27 protein-coding genes are annotated in these 25,567 nt (G+C 59.1%); 1 reads left to right on the top strand and 26 read right to left on the bottom strand.

What is annotated here, in order from left to right:
- Positions 1 to 70: 70 nt before the first annotated feature.
- From CKW20_RS25300 to CKW20_RS25255, 10 genes are all read right to left on the bottom strand, one after another.
- On the bottom strand, positions 71 to 1,000 hold the full coding sequence (locus CKW20_RS25300; protein WP_095055323.1) for a PfkB family carbohydrate kinase: 930 nt from the start codon (positions 998 to 1,000) through the stop codon (positions 71 to 73).
- The gene (locus tag CKW20_RS25295) at positions 993 to 2,459 is read right to left on the bottom strand and encodes a cytosine permease (protein ID WP_095055369.1); all 1,467 of its coding nucleotides are present in this window, start codon (positions 2,457 to 2,459) and stop codon (positions 993 to 995) included. Before CKW20_RS25295 ends, CKW20_RS25300 begins: the two co-directional genes overlap by 8 nt.
- Positions 2,460 to 2,711: 252 nt before the next feature.
- Complete coding sequence (locus tag CKW20_RS25290) at positions 2,712 to 3,728, bottom strand: ADP-ribosylglycohydrolase family protein (RefSeq protein WP_095055322.1); 1,017 nt, start codon at positions 3,726 to 3,728, stop codon at positions 2,712 to 2,714.
- On the bottom strand, positions 3,725 to 4,441 hold the full coding sequence (locus CKW20_RS25285) for a GntR family transcriptional regulator (protein WP_095055321.1): 717 nt from the start codon (positions 4,439 to 4,441) through the stop codon (positions 3,725 to 3,727). Before CKW20_RS25285 ends, CKW20_RS25290 begins: the two co-directional genes overlap by 4 nt.
- Positions 4,442 to 4,661: 220 nt before the next feature.
- On the bottom strand, positions 4,662 to 5,630 hold the full coding sequence (gene araH / locus CKW20_RS25280; RefSeq protein WP_095055320.1) for an L-arabinose ABC transporter permease AraH: 969 nt from the start codon (positions 5,628 to 5,630) through the stop codon (positions 4,662 to 4,664).
- 9 nt (positions 5,631 to 5,639) lie between these two features.
- Complete coding sequence (gene araG / locus CKW20_RS25275) at positions 5,640 to 7,184, bottom strand: L-arabinose ABC transporter ATP-binding protein AraG (protein WP_095055319.1); 1,545 nt, start codon at positions 7,182 to 7,184, stop codon at positions 5,640 to 5,642.
- Between the two features lie 66 nt (positions 7,185 to 7,250).
- Positions 7,251 to 8,255 (bottom strand): substrate-binding domain-containing protein, encoded by a 1,005-nt coding sequence (locus CKW20_RS25270; protein ID WP_095055318.1) that lies wholly within the window; start codon positions 8,253 to 8,255, stop codon positions 7,251 to 7,253.
- Positions 8,256 to 8,376: 121 nt separating this feature from the next.
- Positions 8,377 to 9,195: an SDR family oxidoreductase gene (locus tag CKW20_RS25265; RefSeq protein WP_095055317.1), complete on the bottom strand. Its 819-nt coding sequence runs from the start codon at positions 9,193 to 9,195 to the stop codon at positions 8,377 to 8,379.
- 273 nt (positions 9,196 to 9,468) lie between these two features.
- Entirely contained in the window at positions 9,469 to 10,344 is an 876-nt protein-coding gene (locus CKW20_RS25260; RefSeq protein ID WP_095055316.1) for an SMP-30/gluconolactonase/LRE family protein, read from the bottom strand.
- 135 nt (positions 10,345 to 10,479) lie between these two features.
- Positions 10,480 to 11,196, bottom strand: a complete 717-nt coding sequence (locus CKW20_RS25255; protein ID WP_095055315.1) for a FadR/GntR family transcriptional regulator — start codon at positions 11,194 to 11,196, stop codon at positions 10,480 to 10,482.
- 250 nt (positions 11,197 to 11,446) lie between these two features.
- Here CKW20_RS25255 and CKW20_RS25250 point away from each other — a divergent pair, with 250 nt between their 5' ends.
- Positions 11,447 to 12,319: a triacylglycerol lipase gene (locus CKW20_RS25250; protein ID WP_095055368.1), complete on the top strand. Its 873-nt coding sequence runs from the start codon at positions 11,447 to 11,449 to the stop codon at positions 12,317 to 12,319.
- 57 nt (positions 12,320 to 12,376) lie between these two features.
- On the opposite strand, the gene CKW20_RS25245 is transcribed toward CKW20_RS25250, so the two are convergent.
- The 16 genes from CKW20_RS25245 to rpmF form a co-directional block, all read right to left on the bottom strand.
- Entirely contained in the window at positions 12,377 to 12,937 is a 561-nt protein-coding gene (locus CKW20_RS25245) for a DUF1285 domain-containing protein (RefSeq protein WP_095055314.1), read from the bottom strand.
- Positions 12,938 to 12,953: 16 nt separating this feature from the next.
- A complete protein-coding gene (locus CKW20_RS25240; RefSeq protein ID WP_095055313.1) occupies positions 12,954 to 13,559 on the bottom strand; it encodes a DUF4823 domain-containing protein in 606 nt (201 codons plus the stop codon).
- 191 nt (positions 13,560 to 13,750) lie between these two features.
- Positions 13,751 to 14,719: a GTP 3',8-cyclase MoaA gene (locus tag CKW20_RS25235; RefSeq protein ID WP_095055312.1), complete on the bottom strand. Its 969-nt coding sequence runs from the start codon at positions 14,717 to 14,719 to the stop codon at positions 13,751 to 13,753.
- A gap of 138 nt (positions 14,720 to 14,857) precedes the next feature.
- Positions 14,858 to 15,496 (bottom strand): TetR/AcrR family transcriptional regulator, encoded by a 639-nt coding sequence (locus tag CKW20_RS25230; RefSeq protein WP_007903981.1) that lies wholly within the window; start codon positions 15,494 to 15,496, stop codon positions 14,858 to 14,860.
- A gap of 383 nt (positions 15,497 to 15,879) precedes the next feature.
- Complete coding sequence (locus CKW20_RS25225) at positions 15,880 to 16,671, bottom strand: TatD family hydrolase (protein ID WP_095055311.1); 792 nt, start codon at positions 16,669 to 16,671, stop codon at positions 15,880 to 15,882.
- A gap of 14 nt (positions 16,672 to 16,685) precedes the next feature.
- Positions 16,686 to 17,042, bottom strand: coding sequence for a PilZ domain-containing protein (locus CKW20_RS25220; protein ID WP_008014345.1), 357 nt, complete (start codon positions 17,040 to 17,042; stop codon positions 16,686 to 16,688).
- A gap of 43 nt (positions 17,043 to 17,085) precedes the next feature.
- Positions 17,086 to 18,072, bottom strand: coding sequence for a DNA polymerase III subunit delta' (locus CKW20_RS25215; RefSeq protein ID WP_095055310.1), 987 nt, complete (start codon positions 18,070 to 18,072; stop codon positions 17,086 to 17,088).
- Positions 18,065 to 18,697: a dTMP kinase gene (tmk, locus tag CKW20_RS25210; RefSeq protein ID WP_095055309.1), complete on the bottom strand. Its 633-nt coding sequence runs from the start codon at positions 18,695 to 18,697 to the stop codon at positions 18,065 to 18,067. The genes CKW20_RS25215 and tmk overlap by 8 nt, the downstream gene beginning before the upstream one ends.
- 19 nt (positions 18,698 to 18,716) lie before the next feature.
- Positions 18,717 to 19,937, bottom strand: coding sequence for an endolytic transglycosylase MltG (mltG, locus tag CKW20_RS25205; protein ID WP_095055308.1), 1,221 nt, complete (start codon positions 19,935 to 19,937; stop codon positions 18,717 to 18,719).
- A gap of 3 nt (positions 19,938 to 19,940) precedes the next feature.
- Positions 19,941 to 20,756 carry an aminodeoxychorismate lyase gene (gene pabC / locus CKW20_RS25200; RefSeq protein WP_095055307.1) on the bottom strand — a complete coding sequence of 272 codons (816 nt, stop codon included), beginning with the start codon at positions 20,754 to 20,756 and terminating at the stop codon, positions 19,941 to 19,943.
- On the bottom strand, positions 20,756 to 22,000 hold the full coding sequence (gene fabF / locus CKW20_RS25195) for a beta-ketoacyl-ACP synthase II (RefSeq protein WP_052964851.1): 1,245 nt from the start codon (positions 21,998 to 22,000) through the stop codon (positions 20,756 to 20,758). Before fabF ends, pabC begins: the two co-directional genes overlap by 1 nt.
- A 108-nt stretch (positions 22,001 to 22,108) precedes the next feature.
- Positions 22,109 to 22,345, bottom strand: coding sequence for an acyl carrier protein (gene acpP / locus CKW20_RS25190; RefSeq protein ID WP_003175607.1), 237 nt, complete (start codon positions 22,343 to 22,345; stop codon positions 22,109 to 22,111).
- A gap of 191 nt (positions 22,346 to 22,536) precedes the next feature.
- Complete coding sequence (fabG, locus tag CKW20_RS25185; protein WP_007942004.1) at positions 22,537 to 23,280, bottom strand: 3-oxoacyl-ACP reductase FabG; 744 nt, start codon at positions 23,278 to 23,280, stop codon at positions 22,537 to 22,539.
- A 16-nt stretch (positions 23,281 to 23,296) separates the two neighbouring features.
- The gene (gene fabD, locus CKW20_RS25180) at positions 23,297 to 24,235 is read right to left on the bottom strand and encodes an ACP S-malonyltransferase (protein WP_095055306.1); all 939 of its coding nucleotides are present in this window, start codon (positions 24,233 to 24,235) and stop codon (positions 23,297 to 23,299) included.
- A 125-nt stretch (positions 24,236 to 24,360) separates the two neighbouring features.
- Positions 24,361 to 25,371: a phosphate acyltransferase PlsX gene (plsX, locus tag CKW20_RS25175; protein WP_095055305.1), complete on the bottom strand. Its 1,011-nt coding sequence runs from the start codon at positions 25,369 to 25,371 to the stop codon at positions 24,361 to 24,363.
- Positions 25,372 to 25,374: 3 nt separating this feature from the next.
- Entirely contained in the window at positions 25,375 to 25,557 is a 183-nt protein-coding gene (rpmF, locus tag CKW20_RS25170) for a 50S ribosomal protein L32 (protein ID WP_003179396.1), read from the bottom strand.
- Positions 25,558 to 25,567 lie beyond the last annotated feature (10 nt).

The raw sequence follows: 25,567 nt of genomic DNA, 5'->3' as shown, positions 1-25,567 counted from the left end.
TATGTGAACGACACAGATCAAATGTGGGAGCGGCGGTGCGACGATTCGACTTGCTCGCGAAAGCGGTGGATCAGGCGCCGAAAGTCTCGCGGATCAACGCATCCACCTCAGCCGCCCCCGGCGAGGTCGCCGGCCCCCAGCGAGTGACCGCCATTGCCGCAGCCGCATTCGCCCGCCACGCCGCTTCGACGGCCGATAACCCGTGCGCCAACCCGGCGACAAAAACGCCTGCGTGAGCATCCCCCGCGCCATTGCTGTCCACCGCCACGACCTTGAATCCCGGTACATGCCGGTGATCCCCATGCTGGCTGATCCAGCACCCCTGCGGCCCATCGCGAACCACCATCAAGGTGTTCGCCGATAAATGATCCGCCAGTCCATTCAACGCCTCGGCAATGTCCGTCGTCCCGGTAAACCGCAGCGCCTCGACACGGTTACCGGTCCACAGATCGATGCGCGGAAACAAGGCCTTCATCAGCGGCGCGTCCGGCGAATCCACCAACGGCCCGGGATCGAATACCACCTTGATCCCGCCCGGCAAATCCAGCACCCAATCCACCAGCGCCTGAGCCTTGCCGCCATACAGCAGGCTATAGCCACTGACATAGACAAAGTCGCCCGCCTCCACCGCCACGCTCGCCAGGTCTTCACCAGTCAATTCGCTCTCGGCACCGATGCAGGAAATGAACGTGCGCTCGGCCGAGGCTTCGGTCAGCGCGACGCACAACCCGGTGTCGCGCTCGGTGCTCTGTTCGATGCCTAGCCGAATGCCTTCAGCCGTCATCGCCTCTCGGGCCAGGTCACCGAAATGGCCGTTGCCATGGCGCCCGAGGTAAACCACCGGCAAGCCGTTTCGCTGGGCCGCAGCCATCACATTGAAGCCACCGCCGGCCTCGAAACGGGCGGATTGCGCCAGCACATCACCGCCCGAATGAGGCAATTTATCCACGGCCATGACCAGATCGATCATGACCTGGCCGGTGTGCAACAGCTTAGGCATGAGCGCTCTCGAGCAACGCGGCGCGGCGATCCTTGGCACCGCCGAGCATCCAGTAAATGCCACCGGCCACCAGGAACGTCACGATCCAGCCGAGGCCGTTGTGGCCCAGCCAGGAGTCGGACAAAAAGCCGCGGAACCAGACGTCTTGTTCAGTAGTGCCAATGGTGGTGAAACTGAAACCCAACACGATCGCCACTGCCCATGCACCGAAGGCGCGCCACTCGACGCCGCCGCGATACCAGTAGGCGCTGCTCGGGCTGACGTCCAGCAGGTCTTTGGGGCTGTAGTAATGCCGGTGAATCAGGTCGACCACAAAGATCCCGACCCACGCCGTGATCGGCACGGCCAGCAAGGAAATGAAGGTGATGAACGGGCCGTAAAAGCTCTCGGCGATCAGCATGAAGTAGATCGAACCGGCGAAGATCGCAATGATATCGAGCACCACCGCATACACGCGCTTGACCTTCAGGCCGAGGGTCAGGGTGGTCAAACCGGCGGAGTACACCGACAGGTTGTTCGACAGCAGCAACCCGCCGAACGCGGTGATCAGGTACGGCACGGCCATCCAGGTCGGCAGCATGTCGCGGATCGCGACAATCGGATCCGTCGCCGAGGCCAGATCATTGTTACCCACGGATAGCAGACCGCCGAGGGTGATCAGCAGCACCAGCGGAATCCCCGCACCGAACGCCGCTGACGCCACCAGGCGCACGGCTTTGACACTGCGGTGCTGGTAGCGTGACATGTCGGCACCGGCGTTGGCCCAACCGATCCCCGTGCCGGCGGCCATGGTGCCGATGCCGATGATCATTGCGCTCAGGGGCGCGGGCGTGGCGTTGAATACGGCGCTCCAGTCGATGGTTGCGCAGAGGAAACCGCCGACCAGCACGTTCAACGCACCGAACACGTATGTCGCCCATTTCTGGATCACCAGCAACGTGGCATGACCGAGACCGGACACCGACAACGTCAGCAGCACAAATATCGCGATGAACACCAGGGTCAGTAGCGGCGCGCTTTTGGCTTCCACCGGCGAGCCGAACAACATCGAGCACAGCGACAACAAGACGAATGCGGCGGTGGTGGTGTTGACGGTTTCCCAACCCAGACGCGACATCAGCGAGACCAGCGTTGGGCCGATATTGCCGCGCACCCCGAAGATTGCTCGCGACAGCGTCAGGCTCGGTGCGCGACCGCGACGACCGGCAATGGAGATGATCCCGACCACCGCGAAAGAGCCGGCGGCACCGAGGATCGCGACGATGATCGCCTGCCAGATCGCCAGGCCACGAAAAGCCACCAGCGTGGCGCCCAATGGCAAGCCGAGGATGGAAATATTCGCCGCGAACCAGACCCAGAACAGTTGCTGTGGATGACCGTTGCACTCTCCTTCCGGCACCGGCTCGATGCCACGGGTTTCCAATTGCCCGGCACTTTGCCCGGTGTTCGATGAAGTCATGAAAATGCTCCTGTTGCCATTGTTGTAGTTATGGGCAATTTCGGAAGTCGACATAACATTCTGGCGATCCTGTCCATATCAGTGCGCTCCATTGCGGGTGAAAAATTCAAATATGCGGCGCGTCCATCGCGGGCAAGCCCTTATGCCAGTCAGTTAAGCGCAACCCTGTAGGGAGCGAGCTTGCTCGCGAAAGCGGTATATCAAGCGACATCAATGTTGACGGTACCGCCGTCTTCGCGAGCAAGCTCGCTCCTACAGGGATTTCGCTTGACGACGCAAAGCCAGCAGTCCTTGCACCAATGATTCCAACTCCAACGAATTAACGGCTTTGACCTTTTCGATCATCGCCACCGGCCAACTCTCAAGCCCCAGACAAGCCCCAAGCATGGCGCCGAGAATCGCCGCGATGGTGTCGGTATCACCGCCCAGGCTGGCAGCCATGCACAACGCTTCGAAAGCGCTCATTTCTGCGATAGCCACTTGCTGAGCCAGCGCAAACGACACCACCACCGATTCCTGCGAGGCGACCGAAGTGCCGATCACGTCGTACAGCACGTCCGCCAGCAACGCCTTGTCGCTGTCGATGCTGATGCTCCACGCCCAACTGATGCGCGAGGCGATACGCCCGCCAGCGACCCAGTGGCCATGGCTTTCGGCTTGCTGAGCGATCTGCTGGCCCAGGTTCAACGCCTCGCCCAACTCCATGCCGTTGATCCCGGCAGAAACCACCGCTGCCACTGCCGCCGCGCTGGCAATTCCCAGCGTGGTGTTGTGGGTCACCTGACAGGCTTGCACCACGGCGCGGATGAAATGCTCGGGATCGGCAACATCGGCCGCAATCCCCACCGGCGTGATGCGCATTGCCGCGCCATTGGTGGTGCCGTAGCGACCGGCCTCTTCCAGCGAGTGGCCGGCGAGGATCATCTCGATCGCGCGCTTGGTCGAGGGGCCGAGCAAATCCTGCGAGCCCTTGGCCTGCATCCCGGCTTCCCATTCGATCAAGCGTTGGGCCAGCACTGCCGGTTCGATCCGGCCTTCGCCCTCAATCAACAACTGACTGACCAGGATCGCCTGTTCGGTATCGTCAGTGATCGAACCTTTGGACATATTCGCCGCAATCGGTTGATCCGGGCCAGCGTCTTGCAGATCGGTGATTTCGCCAAAGCGCGCCTTGATCTCGGCACGGCTCAAGGATTGGGTCGGCATGCCCAACGCATCGCCCAGGGCCAGTCCGTAGAACGCGCCGAGGGCACGGTTGAGCGCGGTCATTTTTTTGCAGCGCCAGTTTGCAGGTGCAGGCGAAAGTGCACCGGATCGAGCAGGCTTTCGACTTGTTCCATGAATCGGTCTTGGCGGTCGTAAGTGGTGCGCAAGGCTTTGAGAAATACTGTGCCGACCGGACGCCCGAGCAGTTCAGCGTCTTCGGCGTTCAAGGGTTCGGCGCCGATCCACTGATCCCCGCGCTCGCCGATGTAGCCGTAGGCGGCCAGAGTGATGGTCAGGGAATCGTCGATCAGACCGACTCGCGGCAGGCCTTCCAGGCCTCCGGTGGCGGGCATCAATGAGCGCTCGAGAGACACCAGCGTGCCATCTGTGCCGCGACGGCGACGGTCGAGGGTAATGAACTGATCGATACCGAAACGCGACAGCAGGTCCGGACGGGTCACCGCTTCCAGTCGCAGCACTTCGGTATTGATCAGCGCCCCGCTGTCGGCCAGCGCCTTAGCCCAGCCGTTGCGCTGATCGAGCACCACACCATCGTAAGTGACGATAGAGCCCACCGCGCCTTGCGTAGCGATGGTATGGCGTCGTTTCAGTTCGGCCAGGGCTTCACGCAGCGTGCCGAGGCTGACCTGGAATTCCTGAGCCAATCGATGTTCGCCCGGCAATAGAATGCCGTCCTCCATGAGGCCGTTTTCAATGCGCCGGATGAGCTCGTCGCCCACCTGTTGTTTCTTGTCAATTCGTACCGGTCTAATCATGCACACCTCGGGTGTACCGTCATAGCTGAAACGGGTTGGGGCGAGCAAGGAATATTTTGTGAAAGTGGGTGAAGGATCCTCCAAATGATCATTCCCATGCTCCGCATGGGAATGCCTCAATGGACGCTCTGCGTCCGCTGTTGGGACGCGGAGCGTCCCGGGCTGCATTCCCATGCAAAGCGTGGGAATGATCGGTGACAGCCCACTCCCACAGAGAAAATCAGCGTTGTTTCAGTCGGTCGATCACGACAGCCAGTAGCAGGATCGACCCACGAATCACGTACTGATAAAAGGTATCGATATTCTTCAAGTTCATCGCATTCTCGATAATCGCCAGAATCAGCACCCCGGCAATCACATGCCGAATCATCCCGATCCCGCCACTCAACGACACCCCACCGAGCACGCAAGCCGAGATCACTGTCAGCTCGAAACCCTGGCCAATCATCGGCTGACCGGACGTCATGCGCGACGCCAGAATCACCCCGGCCAATGCACCGATCACACCATGCACGGCGAAGATGATGATCTTGGTCCGGTCAACGTTCACCCCGGCCAGCAGCGCTGCTTCCTGGTTGCCGCCGATGGCCATCGTGTTGCGCCCATAGGTGGTGTAATTCAGCAGCCAACCGAAAAACAGGAAGCAGACGATGGTGATCAGAATCGGCACCGGCACGCCGAACAACTGGCCGTTGCCGAAGACAAAGAACTGTTCCTGGGAAACGCCCACCGCTTTGCCGTTGGCAAAAATGTAAGCCAGACCACGAACGATCTGCATCGTCGCCAACGTGGTGATCAACGCATTGACCCGCAGCTTGGCGATCACAATCCCATTGATCAGCCCGACGATCAGCCCCATCACCAGCGCCGCACTGACACCGAGGAACACGCTGTCGGTATCGCGCATAACCACCGCCGCAACCACGCCGGCGCAGGCAATCACTGAGCCCACTGATAAGTCGAAATGCCCGGACGCCAGGCAATACAACATGGTGCACGCGGCAATCCCGGTAGTGGAAATCGCCAGGCCGAGCCCGCGCATATTCAGCGGCGACAGGAAGTTGTCGATCAGCAAGGTGCAGAGCACAAAGATCCCGACGGCCGCCAACAGCATCACCCAGTCATCGAGAAAGCGCCGCAAGTCCAGAGGTTTGCGCGGGGTTGGCAAAGCGTTGTTTTGGACGGTCATAGTCACCTCTCAGTTCGCCACGTCGGCAGCGCGTTGGCGTGGCAAAGCCAGTTGCAGCAGGTTGGATTCATTGGCTTGTTCGCGGGTCAGTTCGCCGCGCATCGCGCCTTCGCAGAGCACCAGGATGCGGTCGGAAATGCCCATGACTTCCATCAGGTCGCTGGACACCACAATCACCGCGATGCCGCTGGCGGCCAGGTTATGGATGATCTGGTAGATCTCGGCTTTTGCCCCGATGTCGATGCCGCGAGTAGGCTCGTCGAGCAACAGGACTTTCATTGGCATCGACAGCCAGCGACCGAGAATCGCCTTCTGCTGATTGCCACCAGACAGGTACATGATTTTCTGCGCCGCGTTGGGCGTCTTCACCTTCAGCGCCTTGATCTGCTTGTCGGCATTGTCCTTTTCCCACAAGCCGCGCAACAGGCAGCCGAAGGTGGAATGAGCACCGCGAGCGCTGATGTTGATGTTCTCGGCGACGCTGGCGAGCGGCAGGATGCCCTCCTTCTTGCGGTCCTCGGGGCACAGCAGAATTCCTGCCGCAATGGCATCGCGTGGCGAATGCAATTTCAGTTCACGACCGCGCAGCTCCAGGCGCCCGGCGGTGTTGCGCGTGAGCCCGCTGAGCATCCGGAACAGTTCGGTGCGCCCGGCCCCGACCAGGCCGAACAGCCCGAGGACTTCACCCTTGTGCGCCTCGAAACTTACCGGCTCGCGCAAGCCCGGCCCAAGTAACCCGTCGACCTTGAGCGCCACTGCGCCGCGGGGACGACTGCGGTAATCGTAGATGTCCTGAATGTCACGACCGACCATGCACGTCACCAACTGGTCATGGCTCAGCGTGCTCATGTCCTCGAAGGTGCGCACGAAGCGACCGTCCTTGAACACCGTCACTGCGTTGCAGATACGGAACACTTCTTCCATACGATGGGAGACGTAAAGCACCACTTTGCCTTCATCGCGCAGGCGCCCGATGATCGCCATCAAGCGATCGATCTCCCGCGCCGACAGGCTGCTGGTGGGTTCGTCGAACGCAATCACATGCGCACCACGGGACAACGCCTTGGCGATTTCCACCAGTTGCCGTTGGCCGAGTGACAAGCGCCCGACTTTCTCTTGCGGGTCGATTTCATCGGCCAGGCCTTTGAGGCAGGCCAATGCCTGTTGCCGCAAAGCGCCGCGATTGATCAGGCCGAAACTCGCCGGCAGATGGCCGAGAAACAGGTTCTCGGCGACGGTCATTTCCGGCACCAGGTGCAACTCCTGATGGATCACCGCAACCCCGCTGCCAATACTGTCGGCGGTGGACTTGAAGACCCTCGTCTGCTCGCCGATCTGCAGATCGCCGCTGCTCGGCGTGTAAGCGCCACCCAGGATTTTCAGCAGCGTGGATTTACCGGCGCCGTTCTCGCCCATCAAGGCGTGAACCTGCCCCGGATGGGCGACGAAGCTGATGCCGTCCAGCGCCTTCACCCCGGGAAAAGTCTTGCCGATCCCGTTGAAGCGCAGACTGCCACCAATGCTCTGTTGATCTGTCTGTACTTGTGCGTGCATAAACCCACCTCATCACACCGGTCAGGCAGCCCCGTCGCCAGGGCTGCCGATGAAATCAACCGCGCCTCAGTTCCACAGGCCGATCTTTTCCAGTTCCTGCTTGAAGTTGTCACGCGTGATCAGCGTCACGTCGTCCATCGCGGTGTATTTCGGCGGTTCTTTGCCGGTGGTGACCCACTCGTACATCATGCTCGCGGTGTTGTAACCCTCGATGTGCGGGCTCGGCAGCATCGAGCCGAAGAAGCCACTGTTGGGTTTCTTCAGTTCGCCGATGGCATCGGTGCCATTGATGCCGATGCCGATCACGTTGGCGGCGGCAAAACCGGCACTCTCGGTGGCGCGCACGCCGCCCAGCACGGTGTTGTCGTTCATGCCGCCGATGATCAGGTTTTTCGCCGCGCCCGGAAGCTTCACCAAGGCCGAGTTGGTGGCGTCCATGCTGCCCGGTACGTCGAGAGTTTTCAGCGCTGAGAACAGGATCTGATCTTTCGGCATACCGGCGTCCTCCAGCGCTTTGACGGAACCGTCGGTGCGTTTTTTGCCGGTATCGAGTTCGTTGTAGGTGTTGATCACCGCGTAGGTGTCTTTCCAGTCCCAGCCGCGTTTTTTCGCTTCGGCGGCCATGGCGGCGCCCTGCTTCTGACCGACTTCGAAGGCTGCCATGCCGAGGTACGGCACGTCCTCCATGAACTTGCCGCCGGCATCGACGAAACGGTCATCGACGGCGATCACTTTCAAACCGTTGAGCTTGGCCTTGGCCATGATCGCCGGGCCGAGGGAGACGTCCGGCGGGCAGATCACGAAGCCCTTGGCGCCGTTGGCCGCCAGGCTGTCGATGGCCGAGAGGGTTTTCTCGCCGTCAGGCACAGCGATCTTGATGACGGTGAAGCCCTTGTCTTTGCCGGCCTTTTCGGCGAAGGCCCATTCGGTCTGGAACCAGGGCTCTTCCGCTTGCTTGACCAAAAAACCGATCTTCACTTCCTCGGCCGCCAGCAACGTACTGCTCAGGCTGACCGCGGTAACCGCCAAAGCGGCACAGCACAGGGAACGGATCCCACGACGACGTTTCATAACCTGACTCCTTGTTATTTTTTTTGAGCGTTATTTGAAAGCCTTCAAAGCATGCAGCCAATAGTCATATCGTATGATGATTGTATTTCAGGCGTAGTTTCGCGCCTTAAGCCCGAGTTATTCAGTCGTGGTACATCACCGAGCGACCACCATCGATGGTGATGCACGAAGCGTTGATGAACGGTGCTTCATCGCTGGCCAGGAACACGGCAGTCATCGCCACTTCAATCGGTTGACCGATGCGCCGCGGTGGATGCAGGTCGAAGGCCCGCTGACGTTCGGCATGGGGGTCGGCAAACCCGTTCCAGTAATCGACGTTCAGTTGGGTTTCGATGTAACCCGGCGCGATGGCGTTGACGCGAATACCTTTGGGTGCGTATTCGATGCCCAAGGCGCGGGTCAGCCCGAGCAAGCCATGTTTGGCCACCGGGTACGGGAAGCAGCCGGGAATGATGTGAGTGGAGTGGGTCGAGGCGATGTTGATGATGCTGCCGATGCCCTGCTCGATCATTTGCGGCAACACCGCTTTGCAGCCATACCAGGCGCCGTCCAGGTCGATGGCGAAGCAGCGATGCCAGTCTTCCTCGGTCATTTGCAGCGGGTCGCGGAACACGTTGACCCCGGCGCAGTTGACCAGCACGTCGATCCGACCATGTAGCTCAATCGCCAGTCTGGCCATGGCATGCAGGTCCTGCTGGCGTGACACGTCGGCCTTGATCGCCACGACATCCGCGCCTTGTTCACGCCAGTGCGCCGCGACTTTTTCGACTTTCTCGGCCTGGATATCGCTGATGACCAGTTTGGCCTGCTGGGACGCAAAGGTCGCGACAATCGCTTCGCCGATTCCCTGAGCCGCGCCGGTCAGCAGCACGACCTTGTTTTTCAGGCGCTCACCCTTGGGTGGTTCGGGCACTAGCGGCAAGGACAGAGGTTCAGCCATGGATCAACACTCCTGTTCGAAGGCACGACGAAAACCGGACATCTGTCGATGTCCGGTCAAAAAGCTGTTGGGAATAGGCAGGCAGGCGCGAAAACGCCCGGGCGCCGAGGCGGCCTGAAGCACTGACTCCGTAAGGGAGTGCGGTGGAATATCGCTGCATCACTTCACCTGTTTTGTTTTTTTAAGTGTGAGTGCGTGTAACTGATGGGGCCGACTATAAACCCGACCACCAAATAATCTCAATATATAATTTTACATCCCATATTTAGGGATTTATCCAGCAAATCGCTGACAAGCTTTTCCGGGCACATCCACTCGAATCGATAACAGCGCGCCGTCCAGCGGGTGATTGAGCGGGCTTGCGGCGCTGGTGATGTACAGGGTTTTGAAGTCTTCGCCACCGAATACACAACTGGTGGGACGGCTGACCGGCAGTTCGATCACCCGATCCACATGACCTTCGGGGGTCAGCCTGAGCAGACAACTGCCATCCCAACGGGCATTCCATATATAGCCCTCGGCATCCATCGCCGAGCCATCGGGGCCGCCACGTTCGTGGGGGCCAAGCCAGACATAGGCGGTGTCCAGGTTGCCATCGGTATGGATGAAATGCCGGTACAACGTGCTGTCGAGGCTGTCGGCGAAATACAGGGTTGTTCCGTCGTCGCTCCACAGCAATGTATTGGGAATGCCTAATCCTCGAAGCAGCGGCGTGACTCGAGCCTCGCGATCGATGTGAAACAGGCCACCGGAGCGGCGCACGACGGGCAAATCTTCGCCCTGCTCACCGATGTTGTTTTGCATGGTGCCCAGCCAGAGCCGGCCTTGTGCATCGCAGCGGGCTTCGTTGGGGCGATTGCCGGGTTGCGGATCGGCGACGCAGAACAAGGTCAGCCGAGGTTCCAGGCCTGGAGAATCCAGATCCAGCCGATAAACTCCACTGCTCAATGTCACCAGGGCATCGCCGCTTTCGCAGGGGATGAACGCGGACACGTGCTCCGGCATCTGCCAGATGTCCACATTGGCGCCGATCAGCCTGAGCGCTTGTTTACCGGCGATATCTACCCAATACAGCGCCTGGGTCGGAGCATCCCAGAACGGGCCTTCGCCGAGTCGCGCACGGTGTCCGGTAACCGCAGTCCACGTCATGAAACCTCCTGCATTGTTCTTGTTTTTTATGTGGGAGAGAGCCTGTTCGCGATGACTGAGTTACATCCGGCATAGATGTCATCTGATCCACCGCTATCGCGAGCAGGCTCGCTCCCACAAGGGGTTCTTTATTTGTTAGCTGGCCTTTTTGTCGGCCATGACTTGGGGGTAGAAGCGTTTGATCGCCAGGTCGGCGTTATCGATCAGGGTCATGCAAGCCCATACCCCCCGCGCGGAATCCCGGGCGGCGATGGCGTCGGCCATGTCTTTGTGGATTGGCAGGGTTCGGCGCAGTTCGTCCGGATCGGCGGCAGACACTTCGAAAGACACTGCCAGCAACGCGCCGAGGGCAGGAACCATTTGTTCGATGAATTGATTGTGGCTGGCGGCGAGGATGCACTCGTGGAAGAACTGGTCGGCGCGGTTGTAATCGACGCCGCTGTCCACTGCCCGCTCCAGCGCGTTATAGGCCTGGAGTACGGCTTGCACTTGTTCCACCGTCGCTCGCTCGCAGGCCCAGCGCACCGCCATGGGTTCGATGGTGCGGCGCAGGTCGAGCAAGTCGTCGACGAAATTTTCCGGTAACCCGCTGCGCGACAGCCAGCCGACGACTTGTGGATCGAAGAGATTCCAGCGCCGCACCGGCAATACGCGTGTGCCGACCTTCGGCCCGACTTCGAGCATGCCTTTGGCGACCAACGTTTTGATGACTTCGCGGATGACCGTGCGGCTGACACCGAGTTGCTCGCCCAGATCGGCTTCGACCTTGATGGTTTCGCCGGGTTTTACCTGGCCGGCAGCAATCCAGCACCCCAGCCAGTCGACCGTCGACGCATGAAAACTGCTGGACATGGGCACCTCGTCGACCGGTGATAAAAAAAGAAACGGCGCAAAGCCGTTCGCGATGGGTGTCCACGCTAATCATCATATGATTGGGTGTCAATTGGATTTTCAGCTGCCACGCCAATATGGACATGGCTGTTCGTCCGAATCCTGCTCGAAGCGCTTTGATCCCATCCACTTTGTAAACTACGGTTAGCCGCAACAGATCAGGCAGTCAGCGATCTGCTCCCCTTCAAATCCGCTATTGATAGGTATGAACATGGACATGGATGCGTCTACGAAATACCCCATTGTGTTGGTTCACGGTCTTTTCGGCTTCGATAAAATCGCTGGTTATCCCTACTTCTTCGAAATCGAGGAAGCCCTGGAACGCGCCGGCGCCCAGGTGTTTGCCGTCAATATTCCAACCGTCAACGGTAATGAGGAACGCGGTGAAAAACTGCTTGAACACGTCAACCGCATTTTGCTGGAAACGGGAGCCGCCAAGGTCAATCTGATCGGGCATAGCCAAGGTCCCCTGGCCGCACGCTACGTAGCAGCCTTGCACCCGGAAAAAGTCGCTTCGGTCACCTCGGTCAGTTGCCCCAATCATGGCTCCGAGATTGCCGACCAATTGCATAAGGCGCTGACGCCCGGAGAGTTGCCCGAAGCATTCGTACTGGCCCTGTTGGGCGCGGTCGGCACCTTCATTTCGTTGATCAGCGGCCATCCGGAAAACCCGATTGACCCTGAAGCAGCATTCGAATCGTTGACCAGTGCAGGATTGGCTGCCTTCAATCGCAAGTACCCGCAAGGGGTGCCAAAAGTTTGGGGAGGGGAAGGCAACGAAGTTGAAAACGGCGTGTATTACTACTCCTGGAGCGGGATCGTGCAGAACTTCCAAAGTCTGCAACCACTCGACCCGAGTCATTTGAATTGTATCGTGCTATCGAAGTTGTTTTATAAAGAGGAAAACGCCAACGATGGGCTGGTCGGCCGCTACAGCTCGCACTTGGGCAAAGTGATTCGCTCGGATTACCCGATGGACCACTTTGATGCAGTCAATCAGATAGCCGGAGTCGACAGCTGGAACGTGAGCCCGGTCAGGCTCTACCTGGAACATGCTGAACGACTCAAGAGCAAGGGGTTGTAAGTCCCAAAAAAACGGCCTGTTGAAGTAAACGGGCCGTTTCGTTTCAAGCTCAGCCCGTTACGGCTCAAGCCCGATAGGGAAGAATTCGCCACCGCTCCACACGCCCAACCAACGCTGCCCGTCGATTTCGCGACTCACCGCCAGCTCCACCAGTTGGTAGAACACATTGCGGTGAATCAGCGCTTCAAGGTTGGTGCGTACATGCACGTACGGCGCGGGCTCCTGAGTTACCGGGTCGATCACTACACGCATAGGGTGCTCGGCGCCGGCATCGGCCGTTTCATCGACGTTGGTGGTAAAGCGCAAGACCTGGTCTTCACCCTCGCCTTCGACCTCTACGGCAATCGCCACGAACGGCGCGTCGTCGACCTTGATGCCAACCTTTTCGACCGGAGTAATCAGAAAGTAATCATCGCCGTCGCGGCGAATGATGGTGGAGAACAGTTTGACCATCGGCTTGCGCCCGATCGGCGTGCCCAGGTAATACCAGGTGCCATCGCGGGCGATGCGCATGTCGATGTCACCGCAGAAGTCGGGGTTCCACAAGTGGACCGGCGGCAAGCCTTTGGTTTTGGGGATTTGCCCCAACAGATCGTTGGCTTTTTGCGGGCCACTCATGGCGTTCTCCTTTGAATTACTGGTCGCTGAGCCCCAGCAGGCTACGAGCGTATTGCTCCAGCGGCGGGCCCAGCAAGTCTTCTGGCTTGTTGTCGTGGAACGTCAGTAAACCGCCACGACTCTTGATACGTGCAGTATCAATCAAATACTGGGTGCTGGTCTCGATCAACATGATCTGAATCACGCCATTGTCGATGCCGAGGCGATCCACCTGTTCCTGGTCGAGCCATTCGTCCGAGTTGCCGATGCGGTCGTCAGCCTTGGCGAAACGCGTGTAGAGCAGGTAATGAGCGCCGGCTGCACGGGCTTCACCCATGGCAGCGTCGAGACCTGCCGGGGCGCGAGCGCGGCGGACCATCGGGAAATATTCGATAAAGCCGTTGAAGGCCTCTTCGGCCACCACATTAGGTCGCGGGTAGGCACTGCCCGGCGGTGCGAAGGCGCCTTGGGCGATGTAGATGAACGAGTCCGGTTGAATGCGCAAGTTATTCACGCGACGGCTGTCGCTGTGGTCCAGCAGCCCCGCATCGCTCATGTGGTAGCGGGTTCCTTCAGCCATATCGCTGACATTCATGCAGCCACCAAGCGCCAAAACGGCCAGCAGCAAAACCAGGCTACGCATCCTACCCTCCAGAGGCCGGTGACGGAAAACCGGCGAATGGCCATGGGATGCAGCTTTTGCGCCAGCTCGATGTGACAAGGCGTGTCAGGTGATTTTTGGGGGACCGGAAGATAGCTTTCGCGGGCAAGCCTCGCTCCTACAGGTCATGTGTATGACCTGTAGGAGCGAGGCTTGCCCGCGAAGAGGCCCGATCAGCCGCCGATGATTTTCATGATGGTCGCGCCACCGGAGAACGCCACTTCCTGCTTGTCCCCCAAGGCTTTGACCAGCAGTCGCTGCAACGCAGGCAGTGCCTGGTGACGAGGTTTGTCCAGCAAGTCGCCGACATAGTGGCGATTGCTCGACGACAGGCAGCCATGCAGCCAACCCGTGGACGACAAGCGTAGACGCGAACAGGTGCGGCAAAACGGAACGCTTTCGTTGGCGATCACGCCGAAGTGGCCCAGCCCCGGAATCTGGTAACGCACCGCCGTGGCATCGACCGGCGCATCGGCCTGAAGATACTCATAGCGCTCGCCGATCAGGCTCAGTAACTGCTGGAGGCTGACAAATTGCTGCAGGAAGGCATTGGAGTCGCTGGCCAGGTGGCCCATGCGCATCAACTCGATGAAGCGCAACTCGTAGCCGCGTTCCAGGCAGTAGTCGAGCAGTGGCATTACCTGATCGAGGTTCTGCCCACGCAGCGGCACCATATTGACCTTGATCTTCATGCCAGCCGCTGCGGCCTGACCCATGCCATCGAGTACGGTCGCCAGATCACCGCCGCGCGCAATGCTGCGAAAAGCACTGGCATCCAGCGTATCGAGGGAAACGTTGATGCGCCGAATGCCGGCATCCACCAGCAGTGGCAGCTTCTTCGCCAGCAACTGACCATTGGTGGTCAGGCTGATATCCGCCAGGCCCATCTGCCCGACGGCGGTCATGAAGGCTTCGAGTTTGGGACTGACCAGTGGCTCGCCACCGGTAATGCGCAAACGCTCGATGCCCGCCGCCTCGATCAGATAGGCCACGCCGCGTGCCATAGCCTCCGCCGACAACTCATCCTGCGCAGCCACCAGCCGCTTGCCGTTGGGCACGCAATAGGTACAAGCGTAGTTGCAGGCTGAGGTCAGACTGATCCGCAAATTGCGAAAACGCCTGCCTTGACGGTCAACGATCATGATCACTCCGGCGAAAGAAGATTCGAACGCGCAAAACTTGACTCACAAATCAAGTTTTAGCAAGCCCTATGCCTGAGTATATTCCTGCGGTACTGCGCCATGTAGCTAAATCATGGCGCAACAAGGCAACTGACGGATTCAGTTGCTCGGCGTGTCGGTATCGCGCTTGCGCTTGTTGCCCATGCGCACGCCGATGTCCATCAAGAACTGGAAGAAACCTTCCTGATCTTCCAGCACGTTGCTCCAGAACGGCGAGTGATACAGCGCCACGGCGCCGTGTACCAGCGCCCAAGCCGCGCAGTAATGGAAGTATGGCGGCACGTCTTCGAGCTTGCCTTCGCTGATCCGGCCCTTGATCAGCAGGGTCAGGCGTTCGAAATTCGAGGCACGGATCTTGTGCAGCTCCTCGACCATCTCCGGCACTTGGTTGCCCTTGACCACCTTTTCTTCCAGGCGATCGAACAACCGATAGCGTTGCGGATCGCGCATGCGGAATTCGAAGTAGGCCCGGGACAGGGCTTCCTTGTCCTTATCGACATCGGCCGAATGCAACAGCTCGTTCAAATCGCGCTCGTAATCGAGCATCAGACGCAGATAGATCTCCGCCTTGGATTTGAAGTGCTTGTAGATCGTGCCTTTGCCGATACCGACGGCATCAGCAATCATCTCGACGGTGACACTGTCTTCACCTTGTTCGAGGAACAGCTTGAGCGCGGTATCGAGAATTTCTTGCTCGCGGCGACGAAACTCACGGACCTTACGAGGTTCTTTATGCATAAGAAAAGGTCTGTAGGGGTCAAAATTCGAAGCCGCGTATTATGCCTAACTTACGCCAAAATGCACGGATCATCCGACCATATATATGTTTCTTGATGAATTCGCACCACCTCGCAGGTGAATGAGAACTCAACCGAAGCGCACGTATTCCAAATTTGTTTAAAAACCCGACCAGCTAAACTGGACTCGGCGCAATACTGATCAATACTTCAACTGTCGGCGAGGCATCTCCCCCAAGTGTCGCGCCGATGAAGGTGCCAAAGGACTGCGTACCTTTGTTTTACTCCTAATGGTCTTAACCCGGATTCACCCCCCAGAACCCGGGTTTTTTTTGCCTGCGATTCAGCGGCCAAAAATCCCATAGGCTGCGATCTTTTCTAACGTTACACCGATGTCCTGACGTGCGCCAACGGGAACAAACGCTTGAAATTCTCGGTGGTCTGCTCGGCAAATCGCTCGTAGGACTCGCCTCGCAACATTGCCAGAAATTCCGCTACCTCACGCACGTACTGCGGCAGGTTCGGTTTGCCGCGATAAGGGATCGGCGCCAGGTACGGCGAGTCGGTTTCCACCAGCAACCGCTCAGCCGGTACCTTGCTGGCCACATCCCGCAGGGCATCGGCATTGCGAAAAGTGACAATACCTGACAAGGAAATGTAATACCCCATGTCCAGCGCAGCCTTGGCCATCTCCCAGTCTTCGGTGAAGCAATGCAGCACACCCGCCTGAGGCAGCGCCGCTTCGCGCAGCAGCTCAAGGGTATCGGCCCGCGCGCCACGGGTATGGATGATCACCGGTTTGCCGGTCTGCCCCGCCGCTTGCAGGTGCAGACGGAACGATTCCTGCTGCAACGCTGCCGCTTCCGGCTCGTAATGGTAATCCAGGCCGGTTTCACCAATCGCCACCACCCGCGGATGATTGAGTTCGCGCAACAGCCAATCCAGCGCCGGAGCGGCACCCGGCTGCACATCGAGTGGATGCACGCCGACCGAACAATCGACATCGTCGTAACGTTCGGCCAGGGCTTTGACGTCGGCGGCGTTATCGGCGCTGACGCCAATACACAGAAAGTGCCCTACCCCGCGCGCACGGGCCGCATCGAGCGCGGCATCCAGGGAGCCGTCATGGGCGGTGAGGTCGAGGCGATCAAGGTGACAATGGGAATCTACGAGCATAAAAGGGCTGCAACTTACATCGTATGAGTGGGACGGTCGGACTTCAGCGCTCCGGCCAGATGGGTTTCGATTCGACTGCGCGCAGTGTTGTCGCCTTCGTTGAATTGCACGCCAACCCCGGCGGCGCGATTGCCTTGGGCACCTTTGGGGGTAATCCAGGTGACCTTGCCGGCGACCGGAATCTTTTCCGGTTCATCCATCAGGTGCAGCAGCATGAAGACCTCATCGCCCAACTTGTAGCTTTTGTTGGTCGGAATGAACAGGCCACCGTTCTTGATGAACGGCATGTAGGCCGCGTAAAGCACGGCCCTGTCCTTGATGGTCAAGGACAAAATGCCATTGCGTGGCCCCGGACTGATGGGTTCGTTCATGCTGACCTCCACTGTCTGATGATCAGAGTCTAGGCCTAGAGAGTCACTTCTGGGTAGGCAAGGATACCCATTGCACCAACAGCGCCTCCAGCAACAACGCCGGATTAAGGTTGGCTTTGCTCATCACTTTCTGGCGCTGGGCGAGAATCCAGTCCTGGATATTCAGGACTTTGTCCTGTGCCGATTTCTGCGCCAGGTATTGAATCACCTTACGCATGTCTGCCAGCCCCAGCCCCGCTTCATCCTGAGTCAATTGATAACGCAGGATCAGGCTCGACCAGTCGCAGAACCAGTCGAATAGCAGCAACATGGGAATGGTTTTCCACTCCTCGGCCAGTTGCGTCGGCGACTGCTGCTGCTTGAGCAGCTTCTTCACGCCTTCAACCACCAGCGCCCGCTGTTCACGCACGCCCTGAGCCTGCAATTTGACCGCGGCCAATGGCGAACCGGCGGCAAGGGTCAGCAGTTCAATGCGCTCTTCTTCCGAGCAGTCCGGCAAGGCGCTGGCCAGCCAGGCCAGACTCATGGCCTCACTCGGCAACGGACAGGCCTGCTGCACGCAGCGACTCTTGATGGTTGGCAGCAACCGGCTGGTCTGGTGGCTGACCAGCAGCAAAACGGTATCGCCGGACGGCTCTTCAAGGCTTTTGAGCAAGGCGTTGGCGGCGTTGATGTTCATCGATTCGACCGGCTCGATCAGCACTACTTTGCGACCGCCCATCTGCGCGGTCTGAACCACGAAGCTGACCAGATCACGAACCTGATCTACCTTGATCGCCTTGTCCGCCTCTTCCGGCTCCAGGATGTAGTTATCGGGGTGACTGCCGGCCTTCAGCAGCAAGCAGGATTTGCACTCACCGCAGGCGCCCTCGACGGTCGGGCGCTGGCACAACAAACGGGCCATCAGACGCTCGGCCAGCGCACGCTTGCCGATGCCAGCCGGGCCATGTAGCAAGTAGGCGTGAGCGTGCTGAGCACGCCCGGCCAATTGCTGCCAGAGACTGTCCTGCCACGGATAGGCTTCAGCCACGACTCAACTCCAGCAGACGTGGCAATAAGGTATCCAGAGACTGCTGAACCTGTGCCAGCGGCTGAGCGGCATCCACCAGGACATAACGCGCAGGATCCGCTTTGGCACGCTTGAGGAAGGCAGTGCGCACTGCATCGAAAAACGCTCGACCTTCAAGCTCGAAGCGGTCCAGCCGACCGCGAGCACTGGCGCGAGCCAGGCCCACTTCCACCGGCAGATCGAAGATCAACGTCAAGTCGGGGCGCAGATCGCCCTGGACGAACGTTTCGAGAGTCGCGATGCGCTCCAGCGACAAACCGCGACCACCGCCCTGGTAGGCATAGGTCGAATCGGTAAAACGATCACACAGGACCACCGCGCCACGGGCCAGTGCCGGGCGGATCACCTCGGCCAGATGCTGGGCTCGCGCGGCGAACACCAACAGCAACTCGGTGTCGGGGTTCATGACCTCATCGACCGGCGCCAACAGCACGTCGCGAATCCGCTCAGCCAGGGGCGTGCCGCCGGGCTCCCGGGTCAACACCACCTCGATCCCGGCAGCGCGCAGACGCTCGGCCAGGTATTCGCGATTGGTGCTCTTGCCGGCACCTTCCGGGCCTTCCAGGGTAATAAACAAGCCAGTCACAGGCAGTCCTTAGTCAGAGTCATTGCGGGCTTTGCGGCGCGGGCGCATCCGCTTCGGGTGCTGGCGCAGGTTCTTGTGCCGGTTCTTGCTCTTGTACAGAGTCTTGCCCGGAATCTTGCGGCGCTACTGGCGGCATTTCTTCGATCGCCGTGTCGGGCGAAGCTGCCGGGATCGGGGCCTGGGTATCCTCCGTCGACGGCGTAACAGTCGGCGCAGGGCTGGACCGGTAATCGGCACGTCGATTGATCTGGAACTCCCGCACCGCATTGTTGTGGGCATCCAGATCATCGGAGAACACATGGCTGCCATCACCGCGCGCGACAAAATACAGGCTGTTGCCGTCCGCCGGGTTCAGCGCCGCATGGATCGCTTCGCGCCCCACCATCGCAATCGGCGTCGGCGGCAGGCCAGCAATCATGTAAGTGTTATACGGTGTCGGCTCCCTGAGATGAGCGCGGGTCAACTTGCCGTTGTAACGATCACCCAGACCATAAATCACGGTCGGATCAGTCTGCAACAACATGCCCATCTCCATGCGCCGCACGAACACGCCGGCGATCTGCCGACGCTCCTGCGGCACACCGGTTTCCTTTTCCACCAGCGAGGCCATGATCAGCGCCTGATAGGGCTCGGTGTAGGGTACGTCGGCAGCGCGTTGGTTCCATTCCTTGGCGAGAACCTCATCGAGGCGGTCGTAAGCTTTCTTGAGCAGATCGACATCGGTCATGCCGCGCACGAAACGATACGTGTCAGGGAAGAATCGTCCTTCGGGAAAAATCCCGCTGTGCCCGAGCTTGTCCATCACTTGACTGTCGCTCAGACCGTTGAGGGTCTGCTCGAGCTTTTCATCCTTGGCCAAGGCTGCGCGGACCTGATGGAAATTCCAGCCTTCGACCAGCGTCAGGCTGTATTGCACCATTTCCCCGCGCTTCCACAGTTCGATCAGCCCGTTGACTGTCATACCGGGCACCATGCGGTACTCGCCGCTGTGCAGTGGTTGCCTCGCCAGATTGAAGCGCCAATACACGCGCAGCCAGAAAGCGTCTTTGATGACGCCATCGGCTTCGAGTCGAAGGAAGGTGCGGTTTGGCGTCGTGCCTTTGGGCACCTCCAACAGCTCTTCCTGGGCGATGTTCAGCGGCTGTTCCAGCGCCGAATCGATTTTCCAGGCGCAAGCGCCCGCGAACAGCCCCGCCAGAACCAATCCGGTTTCCAGCAGCAGCAAGAATTTACGTCTCACGAATCAAGCATCCAGTAGCGCACGAGCAATGGTTTGGAGTTTACGGGTGAGCGGCCCAACCGGCCAGCTCAGTGCGGCATAGGCGCGCACCGGCCAAACGCCATACACGCTGTTGCAGACAAAGACCTCGTCAGCCCATTGCAGCTGCTCGAGGGTGATATCGGTGATTTGCGTGGGAATCCCCAATGACTCGGCTTGAAACAATAATTCGGCACGCATCACGCCCGCCACGCCACAGCGTTTGAGATCAGCCGTAACCAGCACACCATCGCGTACCAGGAACAGATTGCTGAACACACCTTCGATAACCCGTCCGACCTGATCCAGCATCAAGCCTTCGGCATGCTCGGTGTCCTGCCATTCGGAACGGGCGATGACCTGCTCCAGACGATTCAGATGCTTGAGACCGGCGAGCAATGGTTGTTTGGAAAGCCGTGTTGCACAAGGAAACAGGCGAACACCTTGCTTCGCATGAACAGCCGGATAAACAGCAGGAGGATTGCCTTGCAGAATGCGTCGAGCCTGAACCGAGGGATCGGCAGCATAACCGCGCTGGCCGTCGCCACGGGTGAGGATGAGTTTGAGCACGCCCTCGCCCAACGCGGCGGCATAGGCCAGCAATTCCGCGCGGATCAATTCATGATCAGTGGCAATCGCCAGGCGCGAACATCCGTCGGCCAGACGCGACAGATGCCGGTCCAGCAACAGTGGCTGCCCGCCCTTGACTGCGATGGTCTCGAACAGACCATCACCGTAAGCCAGGCCGCGATCCTTCAGCGACAAAGCGTCAGCCGGTTGACCGTCGACCCAGCTGTCCATCAGTCAGCGAACCGGCGGAACACCAGCGAGCCATTGGTACCGCCAAATCCGAAGGAGTTGGACAGTACCACGTCGATATCCATGCCACGCGCGGTGTGGGGTACGAAATCGAGGTCGCAACCTTCGTCCGGCTCATCAAGGTTGATGGTCGGTGGTGCTACCTGGCTGTTGATTGCCAGCACACTGAAAATCGCCTCGACCGCACCTGCCGCACCCAACAGGTGACCGGTCATGGACTTGGTCGAACTGACCGCCAGCTTGTAGGCGTGATCGCCGAACACGGATTTGATCGCACAGGCTTCGGCGAGGTCGCCAGCCGAGGTCGAAGTGCCGTGGGCGTTGATGTACTGAACCTGATCGCCATTGATCTTCGCATCGCGCAAGGCATTGGTGATACAACGCGCAGCACCCGCGCCATCGGCCGGGGGCGAGGTCATGTGATAAGCATCGCCACTGGTGCCGAAACCGATCAGCTCGGCGTAGATGGTCGCACCACGGGCCTTGGCGTGTTCCAGTTCTTCGAGAACCAGTGCGCCGGCGCCGTCGGACAGCACGAAGCCATCACGGCCCTTGTCCCATGGACGGCTGGCGCGGGTAGGCTCGTCGTTGCGAGTCGACAGTGCGCGGGAGGCACCGAAGCCGCCCATGCCCAGACCACACGCGGCCATCTCGGCACCACCGGCGATCATGACGTCGGCTTCGTCGTACATGATGTTGCGTGCCGCCATGCCGATGCAGTGCGTACCGGTGGTACACGCCGTGGCGATGGCGTAGTTAGGTCCCTGTGCCCCCAGATGGATGGACAGGAAACCAGAAATCATATTGATGATCGAGCCAGGCACGAAAAACGGAGAAATCCGTCGTGGGCCGGAATCATGCAGCGTGCGGCTGGTTTCTTCGATATTGGTCAGACCGCCAATACCCGAGCCCATGGCCACGCCAATCCGCTCGCGGTTAGCGTCGGTGACCTCAAGACCTGCGTTACGCACGGCTTGAAAACCTGCAGCCAGACCGTATTGAATGAACAGGTCGAGTTTGCGAGCTTCCTTGACCGACAGGTATTCCTCGACATTGAAGCCCTTTACCGAGCCGCCAAAACGGGTGGAATAGGCAGAAAGGTCGGTGTGTTCGATCAGACCAATGCCACTGCGGCCAGCCAGAATGCCCTGCCAGCTGCTCGGCACATCCGTGCCCAGTGGCGACAACATACCCATACCGGTGACTACGACGCGTCTACGCGACACAGCACTCTCCTTTTTCAAATGACGACTTTGCATCAGGCCTAAAGAAAAAACCGCACGCCATGATGGCAGTGCGGTTTTTCCATGACAGCGAGCGACGACTAAAAACTATTACGCCTGATGGCTGGTAACGTAGTCGATTGCTGCTTGTACAGTAGTGATCTTCTCAGCTTCTTCGTCAGGGATTTCGGTCTCGAATTCCTCTTCCAGAGCCATCACCAGCTCAACGGTGTCAAGGGAGTCGGCACCCAAGTCTTCAACGAAGGAAGCAGTGTTGACCACTTCTTCTTCTTTAACGCCCAGTTGCTCGGCAACGATTTTCTTGACGCGCTCTTCGATGGTGCTCATACCTTGTTTTCACTCCTAATGGACAAATTCAGGCAGCTGGCCGGTGGGTAAGTGTATAGAAAGACTTTTCAGTTTTTCAACTGAAAGCTTCACTCCTCAAACCCAGCGACCCTCTGTCTATAAATAGATTGCAGCTTTATAACGGATTTTAGACAGCTCGTATGACATTTTTTTGAAGCAATCCGTCACATTTAACTCATGTACATCCCGCCGTTCACCGGGATTGTAGCCCCAGTAACGTAAGCCGCACCGTCGGATGCAAGAAAAGCGACCACAGACGCGATCTCTTGAGCTTGCCCCAGACGACCCAGCGGAATCTGCGTCTGCAAGGCTTCACGCTGCGCCTCGGGCAGTTCACGGGTCATATCGGTGTCAATGAACCCAGGGGCCACCGAGTTTACCGTAATCGAACGCGAACCGACTTCACGCGCCAGTGCACGGCTGAAACCTTCCAGACCGGCCTTGGCGGCTGCGTAGTTTACTTGGCCTGCGTTGCCCATGGCACCCACAACCGAGCCAATACTGATAATTCGTCCCCAACGGGCTTTGGTCATGCCACGCAAAACGCCTTTGGACAGGCGGAACAGACTGTTCAGATTGGTATCGACGACGTCATGCCACTCGTCATCTTTCATGCGCATCATCAGGTTATCGCGGGTGATACCGGCATTATTGACCAGGATCGCCGGCGCACCGAATTGCTCCTGAATGCTCGCCAGCACGGCGGCTACGGACTCGTCGCTGGTGACATTGAGTTCCAGACCAGTGCCCTGAATACCATTTTCTTTCAGGGTAGCAGCGATACGCTCGGCCCCCGAAGCGGAAGTCGCAGTGCCAACGACAATGGCACCCTGACGACCCAATTCCAGAGCGATAGCCTGGCCGATACCACGACTGGCACCGGTGACCAGTGCAACTTTACCTTGCAGACTCATGCAAGCTTCTCCTTGTTCAGGCCAACGCTGCACGGGCGGCAGCGAAAGCGTCTGGGGTATTGAGGTTAGAGGTGGACACGCCTTCGGCGCAACGCTTGTTCAAACCGGCAAGTACTTTGCCAGGGCCGCATTCGACCAGTTCGGTCGCGCCCTTGGCAGCCAGCGCCTGGACCGACTCGACCCAGCGTACAGGCTTGTAGAGCTGTTCAAGCAGATCGCGCTTGAGGGTTTCCAGATCGGCCGGCACGCTAGCGCTGACGTTCTGTACCACAGGGATCTGCGGTGCCTGCCAGTCGATCGCGGCGATCGACTCGGCGAACCGTTCGGCGGCCGGACGCATCAATTCGCAGTGGGACGGCACGCTGACCGGCAATGGCATGGCGCGCTTGGCACCACGCGCCTTGCAGCCTTCGATGGCGCGCTCGACCGCCGCTTTGGCGCCAGCGATAACCACCTGACCCGGGGAGTTGAAGTTGACCGCACTGACCACTTCGCCTTGCGCCGCTTCGGCACAGGCTGCCAGTACGTCAGCATCGTCCAGACCGAGAATGGCAGCCATGCCGCCCTGCCCGGCTGGAACGGCTTCCTGCATCAACTGACCGCGACGCTCTACCAGTTTCACCGCGTCGCCCAGGCTCAGACTACCCGCAGCCACCAGGGCGCTGTATTCACCCAGGCTGTGACCGGCCACATAAGCCGGACGCGCACCGCCTTCAGCCAGCCACAAACGCCACAAGGCGATCGAGGCGGTCAGAATGGCCGGCTGGGTTTTATCGGTTTGATTGAGTTGCTCTTCCGGACCTTGTTGGGTCAGTGCCCACAGGTCGTAACCCAGAGCATCGGAAGCTTCTTTGAATGTTTCGAGGATCACCGGATGTTGCGCGCCCAAATCGGCCAGCATGCCGAGGGACTGCGAACCCTGTCCTGGAAAGACGAATGCGAGGGAAGCAGACATGTAACAAGCCCCTAATGATCTTGTCGTCGGAGATTTGACGTCCCGTTTGTGGAACGCAAGAAACTCACAGTTGGATGGCCCATTGAACTGAGCGGTCACATTTAAGCATTGTCCGACGAAAACACCTAAGGCAACAAATCTTCCAGGCGCCCATGAAGCCGTTCCGGCAGGTTTTCCTGGATCTCGATCAACGCGCGCTGAATCGCACTCTGAAAACCCTGCACCCCCGCCGAACCGTGGCTTTTCACGACAATTCCCTGCAAACCGAGGAAACTTGCGCCGTTATGTCGTGCCGGCGACAGTTCGGCCTGCAAGCGTTTCATCAGCGGTAGCGCTAGAGCGCCCACCACTTTTGACGCGAAATTTTTCCTGAATAACGCCTCAATGCGCCCGGCAATCATGGTCGCCAGGCCTTCGCTGGACTTGAGCAGGATATTGCCGACAAAGCCGTCACACACCACCACATCCGCCTCGCCGCGGTATAAACCGTCACCTTCGACAAACCCGATGTAGTTCAGGCCACGTGCGTTTTGCAGCAGAGTCGCCGCCAGCTTGACCTGTTGATTACCCTTGATGTCTTCAGTACCGATATTCAGCAACGCCACCCGGGGGCGAACGATACCCAGGGTTTGCGCAGCCACCGAGCCCATCACCGCAAACTGCAACAGATGTTCGGCGCTGCAATCGACGTTGGCACCCAGGTCGAGCAACTGGCAGTAGCCCTTCTGCGTCGGAATAGCCGCGATCATTGCGGGCCGATCGATGCCCGGCAAGGTCTTGAGCACAAACCGTGACAACGCCATCAGCGCACCGGTGTTACCAGCACTGACGCAGGCCTGGACCTTGCCATCGCGCAGCAACTCCAGCGCCACGCGCATCGACGAATCAGGCTTGCCACGCAAGGCCTGGGCAGGCTTTTCGTCCATGCCGATGACTTCGGACGCCGGCGTAATCGACAGACGCGCGCGATCCACAGCCGAATGGCTGGCAATCAATTCTTCAAGAAGGGAGGGTTGACCGACGAGGGTCAGGTGCAGCGAAGGTGTAGCAGACAGACAAGCAAGGCTGGCCTGAACAATGCTGCGGGGACCGAAGTCCCCGCCCATTGCGTCAATCGCGATGACTTGAGCGGACAAGGATTACTCGTCAGCGCCCTTGTCGATCACTTTACGACCACGGTATACGCCTTCTGGCGATACGTGGTGACGCAGGTGAACTTCACCGGTGGTTTTTTCTACAGACAGGGTGCTAGCCTCGAGAGCGTCGTGCGAACGACGCATGTCACGGGCAGAGCGGGATTTTTTGTTCTGCTGAACAGCCATAATTGATTAA

This window comes from Pseudomonas sp. Irchel s3b2, assembly GCF_900187445.1.
In the GTDB taxonomy this organism is placed as follows: Bacteria; Pseudomonadota; Gammaproteobacteria; order Pseudomonadales; family Pseudomonadaceae; genus Aquipseudomonas.
Note: the sequence above shows the minus strand (reverse complement) of the source record. Positions and strands in the feature narration are given on the sequence as shown.